Raw genomic sequence first — 15592 nt, 5'->3', positions numbered from 1 at the left:
GTACTTCACACCCCAAAACGCAAGGTAAATTAATATAATCAAGAAGTTTATTAACGTCAAGCAATATGTTAATCTTTGTGAACCTTTCACAGATAAATGATTAACACATATAAAACAAATCTTTGCAGGAACGGAGTTTAACACAAATTACATGTTGCTACACAGATTTTACAGAAGATTTTGATTTGTATTGTAAACATTTATACGCTCTACGCTTTTTCAAAAATTGAGGCCGTCTGAAAAGCTTTTTTCAGACGGCCCGTTCTGTTTATAAAGCCGTTAGAACGCTTGATTGATGCCTAACTGCTTCAGCAAATATTCGAATGTTTCCGGCGTATCAAAATGCAGCACGATTTTGCCTTTTTTCTGATTACTGGTTTTGACTTCGGCATTAACGCCCAAATGCTCGGTCAATGCATCATTGATGCGGCGGATATCCGGGTTAATGGTTTTGGTTGCTTCCGGTTTGGCTTTTTGATGTGCCAACTGGCTGCGGCGCTCTACCTCGCGTACCGACCAACCGTTTTTGACGGCTTTTTGTGCCAACTCCAATTGGTCAACCACATGCAAGGTCAGCAACGCGCGGGCATGACCCATTTCCAGACGGCGTTGGTAAAGCATTTCCTGAACCGGCTCAGGCAGGCTCAACAGACGCAGGCTGTTGGAGATGGCACTACGGCTTTTACCGACGGCTTTTGCGATGGTTTCATGAGTCAGGCCGAATTCATCGGCAAGGCGTTTCAAACCTTGCGCTTCTTCAATCGGATTCAGGTTTTCACGTTGTAAGTTTTCAATCAAACCCATGGCCAACGCAGTTTCGTCGCTGATGGTTTTAATGACGACGGGAATTTCGGTCAAACCGGCCAACTGGGAAGCGCGCCAACGGCGTTCTCCGGCAATCAATTCATATTGAGACAAACCACGTTCGCGTACGATAACCGGCTGGATAATGCCTTGCGCTTTAATGGAATCGGCCAATTCCTGCAAAGCTTCGTCATCAATTTGCACACGCGCCTGATAACGGCCGGGCTGAATATCGGCGATGGCAACCGTTGTCAGGCGGTCGCTACTGCTGCTGTCCACTGCATTGGAAATCAGCGAATCCAAACCGCGTCCCAATCCACCTTTTGCTTTTGCCATATTGTTTTCCCTTTCAGACGACCTCATTGTTGAAATGACGTATTCTATCGGATATTGCCGCTTTACGACAATTTGAATCACGATGATTTGACTATTGCCATTTATTTACGGAGCGAAACCGCAAACACGCCCCTTAAAGCGTTACTCAAACGGATTTCTTCCGCATTTTCCAATATAGCGCGCGTGATGTGGGCTTCCTTGATTGTATCTGCACCTAAATATAGCTGAGACTGCTTCAATACCGCTTGGCGCATTACCCCGTTCAAAATATCCAAATCCAAAGACGGCGTGAGCCATTGTCCTTGATATTTGACGAACACATTGCTTCTTCCACCCTCTAACAAAAGGCCGTCTGAATTGAAAAACAGACTGTCAAATGCACCCTGCCCTTCTGCCGTTTTCCATGCTTGGTCAAAAATTTCACGGCGTGTGGTTTTGAAACGGCGTAGATAATCGCGTTGGTTTAATGTGTGTTCACTCAGGATGACGTATTGCTGCCCATCCAATTCAGAAACAGCCCCATGGCTCAATGAAAGGCCGTCTGAAAACAAAGCTGCTTTGACTCTAAATAACCCACTTGGCAACTCATCTATATAATGTTGAATTTGCTCTATTGCATTTTGAGGCCAAGACAGGTTGAGCGCTTGTGCCGATCTGTTCAGACGGCCTAAGTGCAAATCGAGCAAACGGCATTGTTTGTATTCCACGCGCATGGTTTCAAAAATACCGAAATCAGGCCGCAAGTCATTCAGAAAACGCGCCTTCCAACCGCACTCGCGATATTCGGCTTCAGGGTCGCTATCAATCACAATCCCCGAACCCACGCCATAAACACCTTGATAAAGGCCGTCTGAAACGGGCTTCAGGGATAAGGTGCGGATCACAACATTAAACACACCTTCAAACCCCAAACCTGTATCGCACGGATGCAAAAAGCCAATGCTGCCTGTGTACAAACCACGCGGTTCGGACTCAAGAGACTCAATAATGTGCATACTCATGCGTTTGGGCGCACCAGTAATACTGCCGCACGGGAAGGCTGCGCGGAGAATATCGGCAACCGAAACATCAGGCAGCGCCTGCGCTTCGATGGCACTGGTCATCTGCCAAACACTGCCGAAACGGGAAACTTTAAACGGTTCAGGCACGCGTACTTTGCCTGTTTGCGCGATTTTGCCGAGGTCATTGCGCAACAAATCGACAATCATCACATTTTCGGCGCGGTTTTTCGGGTCGTTTTGCAATTCAACGGCGCGGCGTTCATCTTGCCCATCGTGAAGAATCGGCGCAGTGCCCTTCATCGGCTCGGTTGTAATCAGGCCGTTTGAATCGATTTTGAGGAAAAGTTCGGGAGAAAAACACAAAGTCCACGCTTCCTGCCCTGCCCCGTCGGGCAGACAAGACAAAACAGCATACGGCACAGGCTGGCGCAAACGGCGGTAAAGCTGAATCGGATTGCCGTAAGTTTGCAGGTGCAGGCGTGCGGTGTAATTGATTTGATAGGTATCGCCACGGCGGATGGCCTCGTGGATTTGGCGGATATGCTCGAGATAATCGGCTTCGGATATGGAGAATCGGGGAGTGGAGATGCCTGCCGCCAGGCCGTCTAAATGATTGGCCAGCCAGCTTTCGGCATCGATTTCGGAACAATCGGCAAACCAGTGCAAACGCAAATTGCCACTGTGCGCGGATGAAATATCCATCAGTGGCAATCCGAATTCGTAGTCTGCAAACAACACTGCATGCAAACCCTTTTTCCAGCCGGCTTGCAAAATACTTGTTAACGAATCCAGTTCGTTATGATAAAACCGATGGCTTTCTACATGATTTTGATAGAGTTTTGCTCGGCCGCTCACGGCATCGTCAAACAGGGCGAAATAAGGCATGATTGCTGTACAAATAGGCTGATTATACGCTGCTTTTACATAAGTTAGCAGACAAATTCAAAAAAAGCACTCGAATGTAATTTTATGTAGTCGAACGAAGTATAAAAGGGTAGAATCAAACCATACCACACCATATCATTTAAAACTTAATCGATAAGGAGACTTTATGGCAGACCACCAATTAGAACCGTTCGAGAATGTTGAACTGGGCGAGAAACAAGACCAGCTGCAAGTATTCGAAAAGGCTGTTTTGGAACACGAAGGACGCGGCACTGACGAAGATTCCAGCAGCGCACCGCTTCCTGCCAACTACCCATACAAACAACGTATGCGCCGCTCTGTTTACGAAAAAGAAAAACAGAAGCTGCAAATCGAATTGTTGAAAGTACAAAGCTGGGTTAAAGATTCCGGTCAGCGTATTGTCAGCCTGTTTGAAGGCCGCGACGCAGCCGGTAAAGGCGGTACCATCAAACGCTTCATGGAACACCTGAATCCGCGTGGCGCGCGCGTGGTTGCTTTGGAAAAACCAACCACTACCGAACGCGGCCAATGGTATTTCCAACGCTACATCCAAAACCTGCCGACCGCAGGCGAAATGGTATTCTTCGACCGCTCATGGTACAACCGTGCAGGCGTAGAACGCGTAATGGGCTTCTGCGAACCTAACGAATACCTGCTCTTCATGCGTCAAACTCCTGAATTGGAACGTATGCTTGTTGCCAGCGGTATCCATCTGTTCAAATTCTGGTTCTCCGTATCCCGTGAAGAACAACTCCGCCGCTTCATCTCCCGTCGTGACGACCCACTGAAACACTGGAAACTGTCCCCTGTGGATATCCAGTCGCTCGACCGCTGGGACGACTACACCGAAGCCAAAAACGCCATGTTCTTCCACACCCATACCGGCGACGCGCCTTGGGTCATCATCCGCTCCGACGACAAAAAACGTGCACGTTTGAACTGTATCCGCTACTTCCTGCACCAGCTGGACTATCCGGGCAAAGACGTGAAAGCCATCGGCAAAGTGGACGAGAAAATCGTTTTGGTTCCTGATACACGTTACAAAGACAAAACTGTCGAGCTCGGACACGATTAATTTGTAACCTTACCAAAGGCCGTCTGAAATTTCATCTTTCAGACGGCCTTTTCTTAATCCTCGCGATTCCAGTACGTTTTTTGTGCGAATACCAATTTATTGTCAGTGAATTTTACATTATCCAAATTCAACGCCCAGACATCACTTTTCATCACTCGAGCAGCAGGATGCGCTTTGTAAAATAAAGACTGCGCCGCTTTCAAATCCGCTTCATTCTCAATCAAAGCGGCAGTCGCCGCAAACTGAATGCCGCTGATTTTTGTGATACTGTCAGGCTGACCGGCAATGGTACCGGCTACTTTGGCAGAACGGCTCATCATTCCGCCATGTTTCGTTTTCAAAGAAGTCAACACAATCAATCGGGCATTCGCCTCATCAAACACATAAAAACAACAAGCCGCCCAAACTTCGCCGTCTGCCGCAGCGGCAATACTGACGACATGATGATTGCTCAAAAATTTAACGATATTGGTAGGAATCGCTTGCATGATTTTATCCTCTTTCTCAGTGTATTCAATTTATTTTCAGGCCGTCTGAAACATCAGCCCTGCCAGCGCGGCGCATCGGTTTGAAAAATACCGAACAAGTCCAAAGCATGAGAGACACTGTGTGTAATCATATCTTCGATGGATTCTGGCTTCTGATACAGAGCCGGAACGGGAGGAAACACAATGCCGCCCATCTCTGTTACACGGCGCATATTGTCGATGTGTGCCAAGTTTAACGGCGCTTCACGCACCATCAACACCAGCCTGCGCCGCTCTTTCAATGTTACATCCGCCGCACGGCTGAGCAAATTATCGGCAAACCCGTGAGCAACCGAAGCCAAGGTTTTCATTGAACACGGCGCAATCAACATTCCATCCGTCAAAAACGATCCGCTGGCAATACTTGCCCCGACATTACGGACGGAATGCACGACATCCGCCAAAGCATAAACGTCTTCTTTAGTGTAATCCGTTTCCAAAGCACGGGTCATCTCCGCCCCTTGCGAAACCACCAAATGCGTTTCTACCTGATGCTCACGCAAAAGCTGCAAAGCCTTCACGCCATACTGAAAACCGCTGGCACCGCTGATGCCGACAACCAAACGCTTCATTGTATTTCCCTGTCTTGGCCTAAAGATAAATGAAAGGCAGATTCTCAAGACGAAAAAATAACCGCTAAAAAGCGGTTAGATTTCCTAATGTGGTGCCGACAGCGAGATTTGAACTCGCACAGCCTATGGCCACTACCCCCTCAAGATAGCGTGTCTACCAATTCCACCATGTCGGCATAAATTAAATTGTCTTACTGCTGCTGAGGATTCGGAGCAACAGGAGTTGTATTGTTTTGTGCAGGCGTTGCAGGCTTAGGAGCTTGCTGGGTCTGCTTCACATCGCTGAAGTCTAAACCATGCTTACTGGAGTGAGTGTGAATATACACCATCGCCATGCAAGTCGCAAAGAAAAATGTTGCAGCAACGGCAGTCGAGCGGCTGAGGAAGTTGGCATTACCGGCAGAACCGAATACGCCTTGCGCGCTACCGCTGCCGGAACCGAATGTTGCGCCGGCATCCGCGCCTTTACCGTGTTGCAGCAATACTAACACGATTACGAATAGAGCGGAAATAATATTAATAATCCAGATAAGGGTTTTAAAGGCTTCCATATGTTTTCTACGAGGCTTGTGCTGCGTTGATGATGGCGGTAAAGGAGTCATATGATAATGACGCGCCACCAACCAATGCGCCGTCTACATGAGGTACTGCGAAGATGTCGGCCGCGTTATCCGCTTTCACACTTCCGCCGTAAAGAACGCGGATTTTAACATCGCTTCCGCACAAAGACAAGATTTCTTTGTAGATAAATGCGTGCATGTCGGCGATTTGTTCGACGGTGGCGACTTTGCCTGTACCGATCGCCCAAACCGGCTCGTAGGCAACGGCGATGTTTTTGGTGTTCAAACCTTGCAGGATGGAAAGCTGGTGGGCAATGACTTCGTGTTCTTTACCGGCTTCGCGTTCTTCCAAACTTTCGCCGACGCACAACAATGGAATCAGGCCGACGTTGAGGACGTTTTCCATTTTGCGGCGTTGGATTTCGTTTTTCTCGCCAAAATAAAGGCTGCGCTCGGAGTGGCCGATGAGGACGATATCTGTACCGATGTCGGCAAGCATTTCAGCGGACACTTCGCCAGTGTACGCGCCATTATTTGGGAAACGGCTCACGTCTTGCGCACAGGTCAAGATGCGGTTGTTCAAAACAATCTGCATGGCGTTGTGCAGTTGCAACAGATAAACGGTCGGAGCAGCCAGGCCGATTAACACGCGTTCTGCGGTTGGCATGACACGGAAGCGGTGCATAAGTGCATTGTTGTTTTGGAGTCGGCCGTTCATTTTCCAGTTGCCGATAACCCATTTTTGGTCCCACATTCCGATTTGGTGATACATCTTTATTGCTCCGTGTGTTGGTTGTTGCTTGCTGTAGCGTCGTGTAATGTGAAAGTTTAGTGGATATATGTGCGCTTGGCAATTATTAACGGGCCTCCGGGGCCGTCTGAAAGATGGCACACTCTCCGACAAGGATTTATAATGTATGCTTCGATAAAATTAAGAATTGAACGGAGCACAAATATGGACTTTGAAAAAGCGCGTTTCAATATGGTTGAACAGCAGATTCGTCCGTGGGATGTCTTGGACTTCGACATTTTGGATGCTTTAGAGGAGATCGAGCGCGAACATTTTGTCGGCGAGGCTTTTCAAGGTTTGGCCTATGCAGATATGGAGCTGCCGCTGACCAACGGCCATAAGATGTTGGAACCCAAAGTCGTTGCCCGCCTGGCTCAAGGCTTGAAACTGAAAAAAGACGAAACTGTCTTAGAAATCGGTACAGGCTCAGGCTATGCAACCGCCCTGCTGTCCAAACTGGCCGGCAAAGTCGTGACCGACGACATCGACGCCGAGCAGCAGCAACGCGCCAAAAAAGTTTTGGACGAATTGGGCTTTACCAACGTCGATTATGTGCAAAACAACGGCCTGACCGAAGCATCGCAAGGCGCTCCTTTTGATGCGATTTATGTGGGCGGCGCAGTAGACAGCGTACCTGAAATCTTAAAAGAGCAATTGAAAGATGGCGGCCGCATGGTGGTCATTGTCGGTCGCAAACCGGTACAACGCGTGCTTTTGCTGACGCGTAACGGCAATGAGTTTTCCGAAAAAGTATTATTTGACACCGTCGTGGCACACTTGGAAGACAAATCGGCCAATCCGTTTGGCGATTTCGATTTTTAAACAACAGGCCGTCTGAAAATTCAGACGGCCTCATGCTTTTACCCAACCCTATGACCGACATCATCCAACTCTCGCCCACCGAATTGAAACAATGGCAGGACGAAGGCCGCGCATTTCATCTGCTCGACGTCCGCACCGATGAAGAACGCGCCATCTGCACCATGCCCGCCGCCATTCATATCCCGATGAACCTCATCCCCCTGCGCCAAAACGAGCTGCCCGACGATGATTTACCCATTGTTGTCTATTGCCACCACGGCATCCGCAGCCTGCACACGGCAATGTATTTGGAAGACGCCGGATTTGAAAACCTCTACAACCTGCAAGGCGGTATTGATGCTTGGGCAATGCAGGTAGACAGCAAAATGATGCGATATTGAATCGGTTTTATCAATAAAAGGCCGTCTGAAACTGGATTTCAGACGGCCTTTTTCAAACCTTTCTGCTTACACTTGTAAGCTAGCGACAAACTGCTGTACGGCCGGCACAGCCAAAATCAACAGCAATACCAATACGGCTTTTTCCATACGGTTGAACTGACAATTTCCGTAGTGTTTCTTTTGCGAATAGAAAAACAGTAATACGCCGGGCAAATAGAGCAAGACTGAAAGCAGCAAATATTCCGTGCCTGCCGCATAGACAATCCAAGCCGCATAAAGCGTTGCTGCCGCGCCGATAAGACGGTATTTCGCCGCGGCCTTTTGTGTCAGCGATAATTTGAGCAGATATGCACCAATTAACAAATATGGTATCAAAATCATGGAAGTCGATACCATCAGCAAGGCAGAATAATCCTCGCCTTTTAACCACACCAGCAATAGGCAAAACTGCACGGTCAAGGTGGTAAACATCAATGAACCCTGCGGCACTTCGTTTTTATTCAACGGGATAAACGATTTTGGAAATGCGCCGTTTCTCGCACCCATGTGCGGAATCTCGGTCGCATACAGCGTCCAGCTTAAATAAGACGACAGCACAGACACAATCAGGCAGGAAGAAATCAACACTTTACCCCAAGAGCCGACCATGTGCGCCAACACGCCCGCCATAGACGGATTAGCCATTGCTGCAATATCCGCACGAGGCAAAATGCCTTGAGCCAAGACGGTAATTGCCACATACATGGCCAGCGTCAAGCTGACGCCGATAATGGTTGCTCGACCGACATCAGCACGACTTCGCGCATGCTTGGACAAAACCGCCGCACCCTCAATACCGGTAAACACCCACAGCGTAATCAGCATTGTGTTTTTCACCTGCGTCATCAGGCTGACATCAGGATTTTCAGGCGTAGCAAGGCTCGCCCCTGTCCAATCGGACATAAACACTTCGGTTTGAAAGAAATAGGCTGCCATACCAATAAATAAAATCAGCGGAAATACTTTGACTGCCATCGCAATCAGGTTCACTCCTGCCGCTTCTTTAATACCGCGCACCACCAACCAGTAAATCAGCCACACAATTACTGATTCTCCAACAAAAGCAGCAAATGTGTTGCCTTTGCCGAAAATCACGTTGTCCGGCGTATCGACAAATCCGCCTACTGCTTCAAACGCAACCACCAAATAGCCGACAATACCGACCGTGGTGCAAAGCCAATAGCCCCACGCCGAGAAAAAACCCATCAAATCGCCGAAGCCGTCGCGGGCGTACGTATAAATACCGCCATCCAATTCGGGCTTAAGTTTGGACAAGGCCGAAAATGACAGGCCGAGGAAGATAATGCCCACACCGGTAATCAGCCAACCCAACAGCAAAGCCTGCGAACCTGCAACGGCAGCCATATTCTGCGGCAGGCTGAAAATACCCGAACCAATCATGGAACTGATAACCAAGGCCGTCAGCGCGGCCAAGCCGATTTGAGATTTTTGCGACATGTTTATTCCTGATTTTTATCATTATGTGTTTGTGAAGCGACGGCATTACCGGCTTTTTTAGCCTGTTCTAACCGTATCAAAATATTATGCAGCTGCTTTCAGACGGCCTTAAATCCTTGCGCCAACGCACGGATATGTTCAGGTGCGATACCGCAGCACCCGCCGATGATTTCAGCACCCAAATCCGCCCATTGTCTCGCCCATGCCAAATAATTTTTCGGCGTGGCATCGGAGCGAATCGGATCCAAACCGTCGTTGGCCTCGTTCATCTGACCTTGTACCGGTTCAAATGCATTGGCGTACACACCCAGTTTCAGACGGCCTTGGGCTTCATGTGCCACTTTCAAAGCTTCTGCCATTACTTCAGGCTGACTGCAATTGAACAACATTGCCGCCGCACCTATTTCTACCGCGAAATCCGCCGCCTCGTGCACGGTTTCTCCCGAACGCAACACCGGTACATCATGCGGCATCGTATCTTCCAAAGTAAACGATACCCAAAACGGCTTACCGTCATCAGGCAGACTGCTGCGCCAGAAACGCGCTTCTTCCAAGCTGGATACGGTTTCTGCCAACCAAATATCAGCAAACGGCATCAAACCCGATATTAAAGGGCGCGCCAAAGCAGGTGCGACTTGTTTGTCAAACAAGTCAGGGCGGTAAGAACCGAATAACGGCGGCAGGCTTGCGGCTACTTTTGCAGTAGTCCCGCTTTGTTCCACCGCTTCACGCGCTAAACGGCCGGAAAGCCTTGCCCATTCGGCAGCTTGAGCATCAAAGCGCTCCTGCCCGATATGAAACGGAACAAGCGCATAACTGTTGGTCGTAATCACCTGTGCGCCTGCGCGAAGAAAGTCCAAATGCGTTTCGCGTACAATCTCCGGTGTTTCCATCAAAGCCAAAGCAGACCATTCCGGCTGACGAAACGGTGCGCCACGCCGATGCAGTTCACGCCCCATTCCGCCGTCTAAAATCGTTACCGTCATGATCGACCTCCAATGATGAATTTTTAAAATCGCCATTCTACGCTTTTTTAACTCCTTACCTTTAATCTATGAAAAACTAAACTTATGCAGTTTCGTTATATAAAAGGCCGTCTGAAGCAGGATTTCAGACGGCCTTTACGATTATTTCACAAACCGTGCATCTGCCATAAACGGCCGTGTAGCGGCTGGTTTAGCGGAATAGAAGCGGGAGAACGTGCTGTCGATTTTGGTCTGTATCGGCTTACCGTCCAATGTTGCCGATGCTTCCAATTTCACACCACCGCCACTGGTTTCGCCTAATTTCATATTTGGCAACGTCAGTTTGGCAATATTGAGTTTCACATTTCCCACTTTGGTATCGGGGGACATCAGCTGCTTACCGACCGGACGGATTTTTTCACCCTCATCATGAGGCGCGGCACCACCGTTGTCGTCAACCACGCCGATATTAATCAATCTGGCAGACGCCAAATCCATCTTGCCGTTTTTGACCGGAATACCGACAAACAGTTTTACGCCGCGATGAATGAACGTATTGTCCCGCCACTGAGTTTGGCCCTCTTTCGGCGGTTTGGTTTCTGCCGCCACCGAATAAGTGCGGCCCATAATCATCAATTTATAACCTGGAATTTTTTTCGAACCGAATCCATCAGTGATATCTTCGACCAGTTGCGGCGCAGTCAGGGTTTCGTTTGCCAAAATACGGGCTGAAGTTTCTGCCAAATGGGCAGGCTTACCGTCTATAGTCAATGCCTGTTCATGGCCAAAATCAGATGCAAATGCAGGCACGGCGGCTAGCGCGGCGGCCAATGCCAGAATACGGATGGTTTTCATTGCAGACTCCTGATAAAAATGTAATTGGGTTGATTACCCGATAAAATCCGGGCGATATTGATAGGAATCAGTATTTTTATACAAATGATACAGATTATCAAGAGTATTTAGTTTTCAAAATAAAAAAAGGCCGTCTGAAATCCAGTTTCAGACGGCCTTTTCAATCTACTTAAACCTTCTATCAGCCTGTAAAGCGTTTGAATACCAATGTGCCGTTGGTACCGCCAAAGCCGAAGGAATTGGAGATGGCAACGTCGATTTTCGCATCGCGTGCTTCGTTGGCGCAGTAGTCCAAATCGCAACCGGCTTCAACGTCTTGTTCAAAGATGTTGATGGTCGGTGGAGATTTCTGCTCGTGTACCGCCAACACGCTATACAACGCTTCCACGCCGCCGGCCGCGCCGAGCAAGTGGCCGGTCATGGATTTGGTGGAGTTAACGATGACTTTGCGCGCATGATCGCCCAAAGCGCGTTTAATGGCTTTGGTTTCGTTGGCATCGCCCAAAGGAGTCGATGTACCGTGTGCGTTGACGTAATCAACGTCTTCAGGATTCAGGCCGGCATCTTTCAGGGCGCGGGTAACGGCCAATGCAGGGCCTTCTTCGTTAGGCGCGGTAATGTGGTAAGCATCGGAGCTCATACCGAAGCCGACGATTTCGGCGTAAATTTTCGCACCGCGTTTTTTCGCGTGTTCCAATTCTTCCAACACCAGCACGCCAGCGCCTTCGCCAATAACGAAACCGTCACGGCCTTTGTCCCACGGACGGGAAGCGGTAGCAGGGTCGTCGTTGCGGGTGGAAAGTGCCTTCATGGCGGCAAAACCGCCGACGCCCAAAGTGCTGATCGCGCCTTCTGCGCCACCGGCAATCATAACGTCTGCGTCGCCGTATTTAATCAATCGTGCAGAGTCGCCGATGGAGTGTGCGCCGGTTGTACAGGCAGAAACCATGCCGTAACTCGGGCCGCGGTAGCCTTTGAGAATGGTGACATGGCCGGAAATCAGGTTAATCAGCGAGCCTGGGATAAAGAAAGGATTGATTTTGCGCGCGCCGCCTTCGATGACGGCTTTACCGGTCGCTTCAATGCTCGGTAGGCCGCCGATACCGGAGCCGATATTGACACCGACGCGGTCTTTGTCGAGGGTTTCCAAATCGTCCAAGCCTGAATCATTAATGGCCTGCAGGGCGGCGGCAATACCGTAGTGGATGAACACGTCCATACGGCGCGCTTCTTTCGCGCTGATGTATTGGCCGATGTCGAAATCGCGCACTTCGCCGGCGATTTGGCTGTTGATGTCGGATGCGTCAAAGCGGGTAATCCGTCCGATGCCGCTTTTGCCTGCGAGCAGATTGCTCCATGCGGTGGCGACGTCGTTGCCGACCGGTGATACTTGGCCAAGACCTGTGATGACTACTCTTCTCTGACTCATGATAATCTCGCTGTTGGTTGTCGGGATTTTCGCGGCAGCCTTGCTCTTTTTCTTCGTGAAAACGGGCAAAACTCATGCCGTCTGAAATTTCAGGGGTTTAATAATAAGGTAAAAGCCTCTATTGCGATGGCGCAGCAGAGGCTGGATGTTTGGTGCGACCGATTAGCCTTGGTGGGCGTTGATGTAGTCGATAGCCAATTGTACGGTAGTGATTTTTTCAGCGTCTTCGTCAGGGATTTCGCAGCCGAAAGCTTCTTCCAAAGCCATCACCAGTTCTACGGTGTCCAGAGAGTCAGCACCCAAATCGTCTTGGAAAGAAGATTCGTTTTTCACTTCGGCTTCGTTTACGCCCAGTTGTTCAGCAACAATTTTTTTAACTTGTTGTTCGATGTTTGACATGTCAGTCGTTCCTTTTCGCCTTGCGGCAGGTTGTTTAAGGGAAATAATTCGTCGGTATTGTACCGAATTTGGATAGAGTTTTCCATCTAATCCTGCATTTTAGCACAGATTATTCTGGAAAAACCTGTTGTTGCGCATATTAGCATATGCTGATTTTAACCTACAAGCAGGAATTTGTTTTTGTTACGTATCAACATTAACATTATTAAAAACAAGGGGCTGTACTAGATTAGCAGATATGTTACCCTCGAAATATGAAGATAACTCACTGCAAATTAAAGAAAAAAAGTACAGAAAGAACTGCTTCGTTTTTTTGTACTCGAAGTTACCGCCCGTTCTGCCGCCGATATTTTGGGTATCCATCCCAATTCGGCAGCACTGTTCTACCGTAAAATCCGCATGGTTATCAACTATCATTTGGCCTTGGCTGCCGATGAGGTTTTTGAGGGCTCTGTCGAACTGGACGAAAGCTATTTCGGCGGACGGCGTAAAGGCAGACGTGGTCGCGGTGCGGCAGGAAAAGTGGTTGTCTTCGGCATTCTGAAACGCAACGGACGGGTCTATACCGTTGTGGTGGATAATGCCAAGTCTGAAACGTTACTCCCTGTCATCAAAAAGAAAATCATGCCGGACAGTATTGTTTATACCGATAGTCTGAGTAGCTACGACAAGTTGGACGTGAGCGGTTTCATCCATTACCGCATCAACCATTCCAAGGAATTTGCCGACCGTCAGAACCACATTAACGGCATTGAGAATTTTTGGAATCAGGCAAAACGTGTCTTGCGAAAATACAACGGAATCGATCGCAAATCTTTCCCGTTGTTCTTGAAAGAATGCGAATTTCGATTTAACTTCGGCACACCGTCCCGGCAGCTAAAAATCCTGCAAAAATGGTGTGAAATTTAGGGCTAATCTACTAGTACAGCCCCTTAAAAAATTTTGATGGCGGTTGCTGCTGAAAAAGTAGAAATTGGATTTGAGAGAAGGTTTTTGCATATGCTGGTTTCGTGAAGGCCTACGCAGGATCAGCGTTGTCAGCGTTTTCATGTGTATGCTAACCTTCTGCAAGGTATCTGCTTAATCATATTTGAAATCAGTATTAAAGCATAATTATCAGTATCCGAAATTCCAGTTAATTAAATATTCAGAGACAATCGTTAAGATTGATTTAAGGATGAAAATGCAAGACCAAGAAAACATTAAAAACCAAGAAGAACAAGAAAATCAGCCAAAAGAAGACAATGGTGCCATGACCAAGTTGCAAGATGTGTTCAATCTTGCGCATGACCAGGCCCATCCCGATAAAATTGATGCCGTCATCCGCGCCAATACTCGGGTGTCCGGAACCAATATGTGGGTATTGATGTTTGCCATTGCCGTGGCGAGTATCGGTCTAAATGTAAACAGCACGGCGGTAGTGATCGGCGCGATGTTGATTTCGCCGTTGATGGGGCCGATTGTAGGTATGGGTTACGGTTTGGCGGTAGGGGATACTGCGCTGATCCGTCAAGCCGTGCGCAATATTATTATATTCGTCGTCATCAGCTTGATTACCGCTACGTTGTATTTCCTGTTAACCCCGCTTAAAGAGGCGCAAAGCGAGCTTTTGGCGCGTACTCAGCCGACCCTTTGGGATGTGTTGATTGCCTTCTTCGGCGGTAGTGCGGGTATTGTGGCGCTGACTCGAAAAGAAGGAGGCAATGCCATACCGGGTGTGGCGATTGCTACCGCATTGATGCCGCCCCTGTGTACTGCGGGCTACGGACTGGCACATGGCAACTGGCACTACTTTCTCGGTGCTTCATATCTTTTTGCCATCAACTGCGTGTTCATCGCTTTTTCGACCTTGTTGTTTTCCAAGCTGCTCAAGCTGCCGCGCAGGGGGTTGGTAACGGAATCCAAACGCCGGTTGCAAAGCATCATTATTACTGCCGTCGTGTTGGCTGTGATGATTCCGAGCGGCTATATGGCATCAGGACTGGTGCGTCAGGAGATCTTCAACACCAGAGCCAATGCTGCCATTGCCACTGCGAAGCAACAGGAAGGTTTTTTCGTGCTGCGTAAGATGTTGAACCATAGAGAAAATAAAGTCAGTCTGGTTGTCAATGGAACGGGCAATGCCGAGAAAATTTCCGCCTTGCTCGTGAAAAGCCTTGAAGCGTCAGGTGTGAAAGAGCCGAAGGTCAACGTGGTCTATGCGGGAGGGGACAATGCCAAAATCGAAGAATTGCTGGCAAGCCAAAACAACCCGGTTCAGCAGCAAAATGAGCTGAAAGAGCAACAGGCCTATATCGATACCGTACTGGCAGGCAAAGCCTCCGATATCGACGATGCAGCGGTACTTAAGGAATTAAAAGCCCAATATCCGGAAGCGGAAAAAATCGTTGTCGGACGCGGCTTGGCTTGGGATAAAGCGCAAACAACGCCTGTTTCCGAACAGTCTGAAAGCCAAAAAAACGCAGAACCGAAGACAGATACATATGACGATATCGTCGTTGTCTCTCTCGAATTGGAGCAGCCACTACCTGCCAAAGATTACGAGCGGATACAGGCGTGGTTACGCCAGCGTTATGAGGGTAAGGTAGTGAGCATATTGCAAACGCACAAGTCTCAGACAGATAAACCGTCTCAGACAGATAAACCGTCTAACGAATAATCGCCTTCAGGCTTT

At 48.7% G+C, this 15592-nt stretch carries 15 protein-coding genes, 1 tRNA gene and 1 pseudogene; 5 read left to right on the top strand and 12 right to left on the bottom strand.

Annotated elements, in window-relative coordinates:
• Positions 1-279: 279 nt before the first annotated feature.
• Both ACTHUR_RS04115 and ACTHUR_RS04110 read right to left on the bottom strand, forming a co-directional pair.
• Positions 280-1140, bottom strand: a complete 861-nt coding sequence (locus ACTHUR_RS04115; RefSeq protein WP_039861871.1) for a ParB/RepB/Spo0J family partition protein — start codon at positions 1138-1140, stop codon at positions 280-282.
• 101 nt (positions 1141-1241) lie between these two features.
• A complete protein-coding gene (locus tag ACTHUR_RS04110; RefSeq protein WP_004519009.1) occupies positions 1242-3026 on the bottom strand; it encodes a bifunctional chorismate-binding protein/class IV aminotransferase in 1785 nt (594 codons plus the stop codon).
• 166 nt (positions 3027-3192) lie between these two features.
• Here ACTHUR_RS04110 and ppk2 point away from each other — a divergent pair, with 166 nt between their 5' ends.
• Positions 3193-4122 carry a polyphosphate kinase 2 gene (gene ppk2, locus ACTHUR_RS04105; protein WP_004519010.1) on the top strand — a complete coding sequence of 310 codons (930 nt, stop codon included), beginning with the start codon at positions 3193-3195 and terminating at the stop codon, positions 4120-4122.
• A 53-nt stretch (positions 4123-4175) separates the two neighbouring features.
• Here ppk2 and ACTHUR_RS04100 read toward each other — a convergent pair whose 3' ends face one another.
• From ACTHUR_RS04100 to tpiA, 5 genes are all read right to left on the bottom strand, one after another.
• Complete coding sequence (locus ACTHUR_RS04100; protein ID WP_004519011.1) at positions 4176-4610, bottom strand: pyridoxamine 5'-phosphate oxidase family protein; 435 nt, start codon at positions 4608-4610, stop codon at positions 4176-4178.
• 53 nt (positions 4611-4663) lie between these two features.
• Positions 4664-5221 (bottom strand): UbiX family flavin prenyltransferase, encoded by a 558-nt coding sequence (locus ACTHUR_RS04095; RefSeq protein WP_004519012.1) that lies wholly within the window; start codon positions 5219-5221, stop codon positions 4664-4666.
• Between the two features lie 90 nt (positions 5222-5311).
• Positions 5312-5397: transfer RNA gene (locus ACTHUR_RS04090), tRNA-Leu, on the bottom strand.
• 15 nt (positions 5398-5412) lie between these two features.
• Positions 5413-5772, bottom strand: coding sequence for a preprotein translocase subunit SecG (secG, locus tag ACTHUR_RS04085; RefSeq protein ID WP_004519013.1), 360 nt, complete (start codon positions 5770-5772; stop codon positions 5413-5415).
• 7 nt (positions 5773-5779) lie between these two features.
• A complete protein-coding gene (gene tpiA, locus ACTHUR_RS04080; RefSeq protein WP_004519014.1) occupies positions 5780-6553 on the bottom strand; it encodes a triose-phosphate isomerase in 774 nt (257 codons plus the stop codon).
• 183 nt (positions 6554-6736) lie between these two features.
• Between tpiA and ACTHUR_RS04075 the strand changes: the two genes are divergently transcribed.
• On the top strand, positions 6737-7393 hold the full coding sequence (locus tag ACTHUR_RS04075) for a protein-L-isoaspartate O-methyltransferase family protein (protein ID WP_039861872.1): 657 nt from the start codon (positions 6737-6739) through the stop codon (positions 7391-7393).
• Positions 7394-7443: 50 nt separating this feature from the next.
• Entirely contained in the window at positions 7444-7773 is a 330-nt protein-coding gene (locus ACTHUR_RS04070; protein ID WP_440361236.1) for a rhodanese-like domain-containing protein, read from the top strand.
• 66 nt (positions 7774-7839) lie between these two features.
• Here the strand turns inward: ACTHUR_RS04070 and ACTHUR_RS04065 are convergent, their stop codons facing one another.
• From ACTHUR_RS04065 to acpP, 5 genes are all read right to left on the bottom strand, one after another.
• Positions 7840-9270, bottom strand: a complete 1431-nt coding sequence (locus ACTHUR_RS04065) for a basic amino acid/polyamine antiporter (protein ID WP_049336020.1) — start codon at positions 9268-9270, stop codon at positions 7840-7842.
• Positions 9271-9368: 98 nt separating this feature from the next.
• The gene (locus ACTHUR_RS04060) at positions 9369-10256 is read right to left on the bottom strand and encodes a homocysteine S-methyltransferase family protein (protein WP_039861922.1); all 888 of its coding nucleotides are present in this window, start codon (positions 10254-10256) and stop codon (positions 9369-9371) included.
• 141 nt (positions 10257-10397) lie between these two features.
• A complete protein-coding gene (locus ACTHUR_RS04055) occupies positions 10398-11090 on the bottom strand; it encodes a hypothetical protein (protein WP_039861873.1) in 693 nt (230 codons plus the stop codon).
• 181 nt (positions 11091-11271) lie between these two features.
• Positions 11272-12519: a beta-ketoacyl-ACP synthase II gene (gene fabF, locus ACTHUR_RS04050; protein WP_049336023.1), complete on the bottom strand. Its 1248-nt coding sequence runs from the start codon at positions 12517-12519 to the stop codon at positions 11272-11274.
• A gap of 162 nt (positions 12520-12681) precedes the next feature.
• On the bottom strand, positions 12682-12918 hold the full coding sequence (gene acpP / locus ACTHUR_RS04045) for an acyl carrier protein (RefSeq protein ID WP_003679644.1): 237 nt from the start codon (positions 12916-12918) through the stop codon (positions 12682-12684).
• A 254-nt stretch (positions 12919-13172) separates the two neighbouring features.
• Between acpP and ACTHUR_RS04040 the strand changes: the two are divergent.
• Positions 13173-13827 (top strand): annotated as a pseudogene (locus ACTHUR_RS04040) (IS1595 family transposase).
• Between the two features lie 274 nt (positions 13828-14101).
• Positions 14102-15577, top strand: coding sequence for a DUF389 domain-containing protein (locus tag ACTHUR_RS04035; RefSeq protein ID WP_049344980.1), 1476 nt, complete (start codon positions 14102-14104; stop codon positions 15575-15577).
• Positions 15578-15592: the final 15 nt, after the last annotated feature.

It is taken from the genome of Neisseria sp. P0021.S007 (assembly GCF_051956855.1).
Note: the sequence above shows the minus strand (reverse complement) of the source record. Positions and strands in the feature narration are given on the sequence as shown.

Excerpts from the sequence above, each read along its gene's own strand:
- fabF (WP_049336023.1), bottom strand. The coding sequence starts at position 12,519 with ATGAGTCAGAGAAGAGTAGTCATCACAGGTCTTGGCCAAGTATCACCG.
- ACTHUR_RS04110 (WP_004519009.1), bottom strand. The coding sequence starts at position 3,026 with ATGCCTTATTTCGCCCTGTTTGACGATGCCGTGAGCGGCCGAGCAAAA.
- ppk2 (WP_004519010.1), top strand. The coding sequence starts at position 3,193 with ATGGCAGACCACCAATTAGAACCGTTCGAGAATGTTGAACTGGGCGAG.
- ACTHUR_RS04095 (WP_004519012.1), bottom strand. The coding sequence starts at position 5,221 with ATGAAGCGTTTGGTTGTCGGCATCAGCGGTGCCAGCGGTTTTCAGTAT.
- ACTHUR_RS04115 (WP_039861871.1), bottom strand. The coding sequence starts at position 1,140 with ATGGCAAAAGCAAAAGGTGGATTGGGACGCGGTTTGGATTCGCTGATT.
- ACTHUR_RS04075 (WP_039861872.1), top strand. The coding sequence starts at position 6,737 with ATGGACTTTGAAAAAGCGCGTTTCAATATGGTTGAACAGCAGATTCGT.
- tpiA (WP_004519014.1), bottom strand. The coding sequence starts at position 6,553 with ATGTATCACCAAATCGGAATGTGGGACCAAAAATGGGTTATCGGCAAC.
- ACTHUR_RS04065 (WP_049336020.1), bottom strand. The coding sequence starts at position 9,270 with ATGTCGCAAAAATCTCAAATCGGCTTGGCCGCGCTGACGGCCTTGGTT.
- ACTHUR_RS04070 (WP_440361236.1), top strand. The coding sequence starts at position 7,444 with ATGACCGACATCATCCAACTCTCGCCCACCGAATTGAAACAATGGCAG.
- secG (WP_004519013.1), bottom strand. The coding sequence starts at position 5,772 with ATGGAAGCCTTTAAAACCCTTATCTGGATTATTAATATTATTTCCGCT.
- ACTHUR_RS04060 (WP_039861922.1), bottom strand. The coding sequence starts at position 10,256 with ATGACGGTAACGATTTTAGACGGCGGAATGGGGCGTGAACTGCATCGG.
- ACTHUR_RS04035 (WP_049344980.1), top strand. The coding sequence starts at position 14,102 with ATGCAAGACCAAGAAAACATTAAAAACCAAGAAGAACAAGAAAATCAG.
- ACTHUR_RS04100 (WP_004519011.1), bottom strand. The coding sequence starts at position 4,610 with ATGCAAGCGATTCCTACCAATATCGTTAAATTTTTGAGCAATCATCAT.
- acpP (WP_003679644.1), bottom strand. The coding sequence starts at position 12,918 with ATGTCAAACATCGAACAACAAGTTAAAAAAATTGTTGCTGAACAACTG.
- ACTHUR_RS04055 (WP_039861873.1), bottom strand. The coding sequence starts at position 11,090 with ATGAAAACCATCCGTATTCTGGCATTGGCCGCCGCGCTAGCCGCCGTG.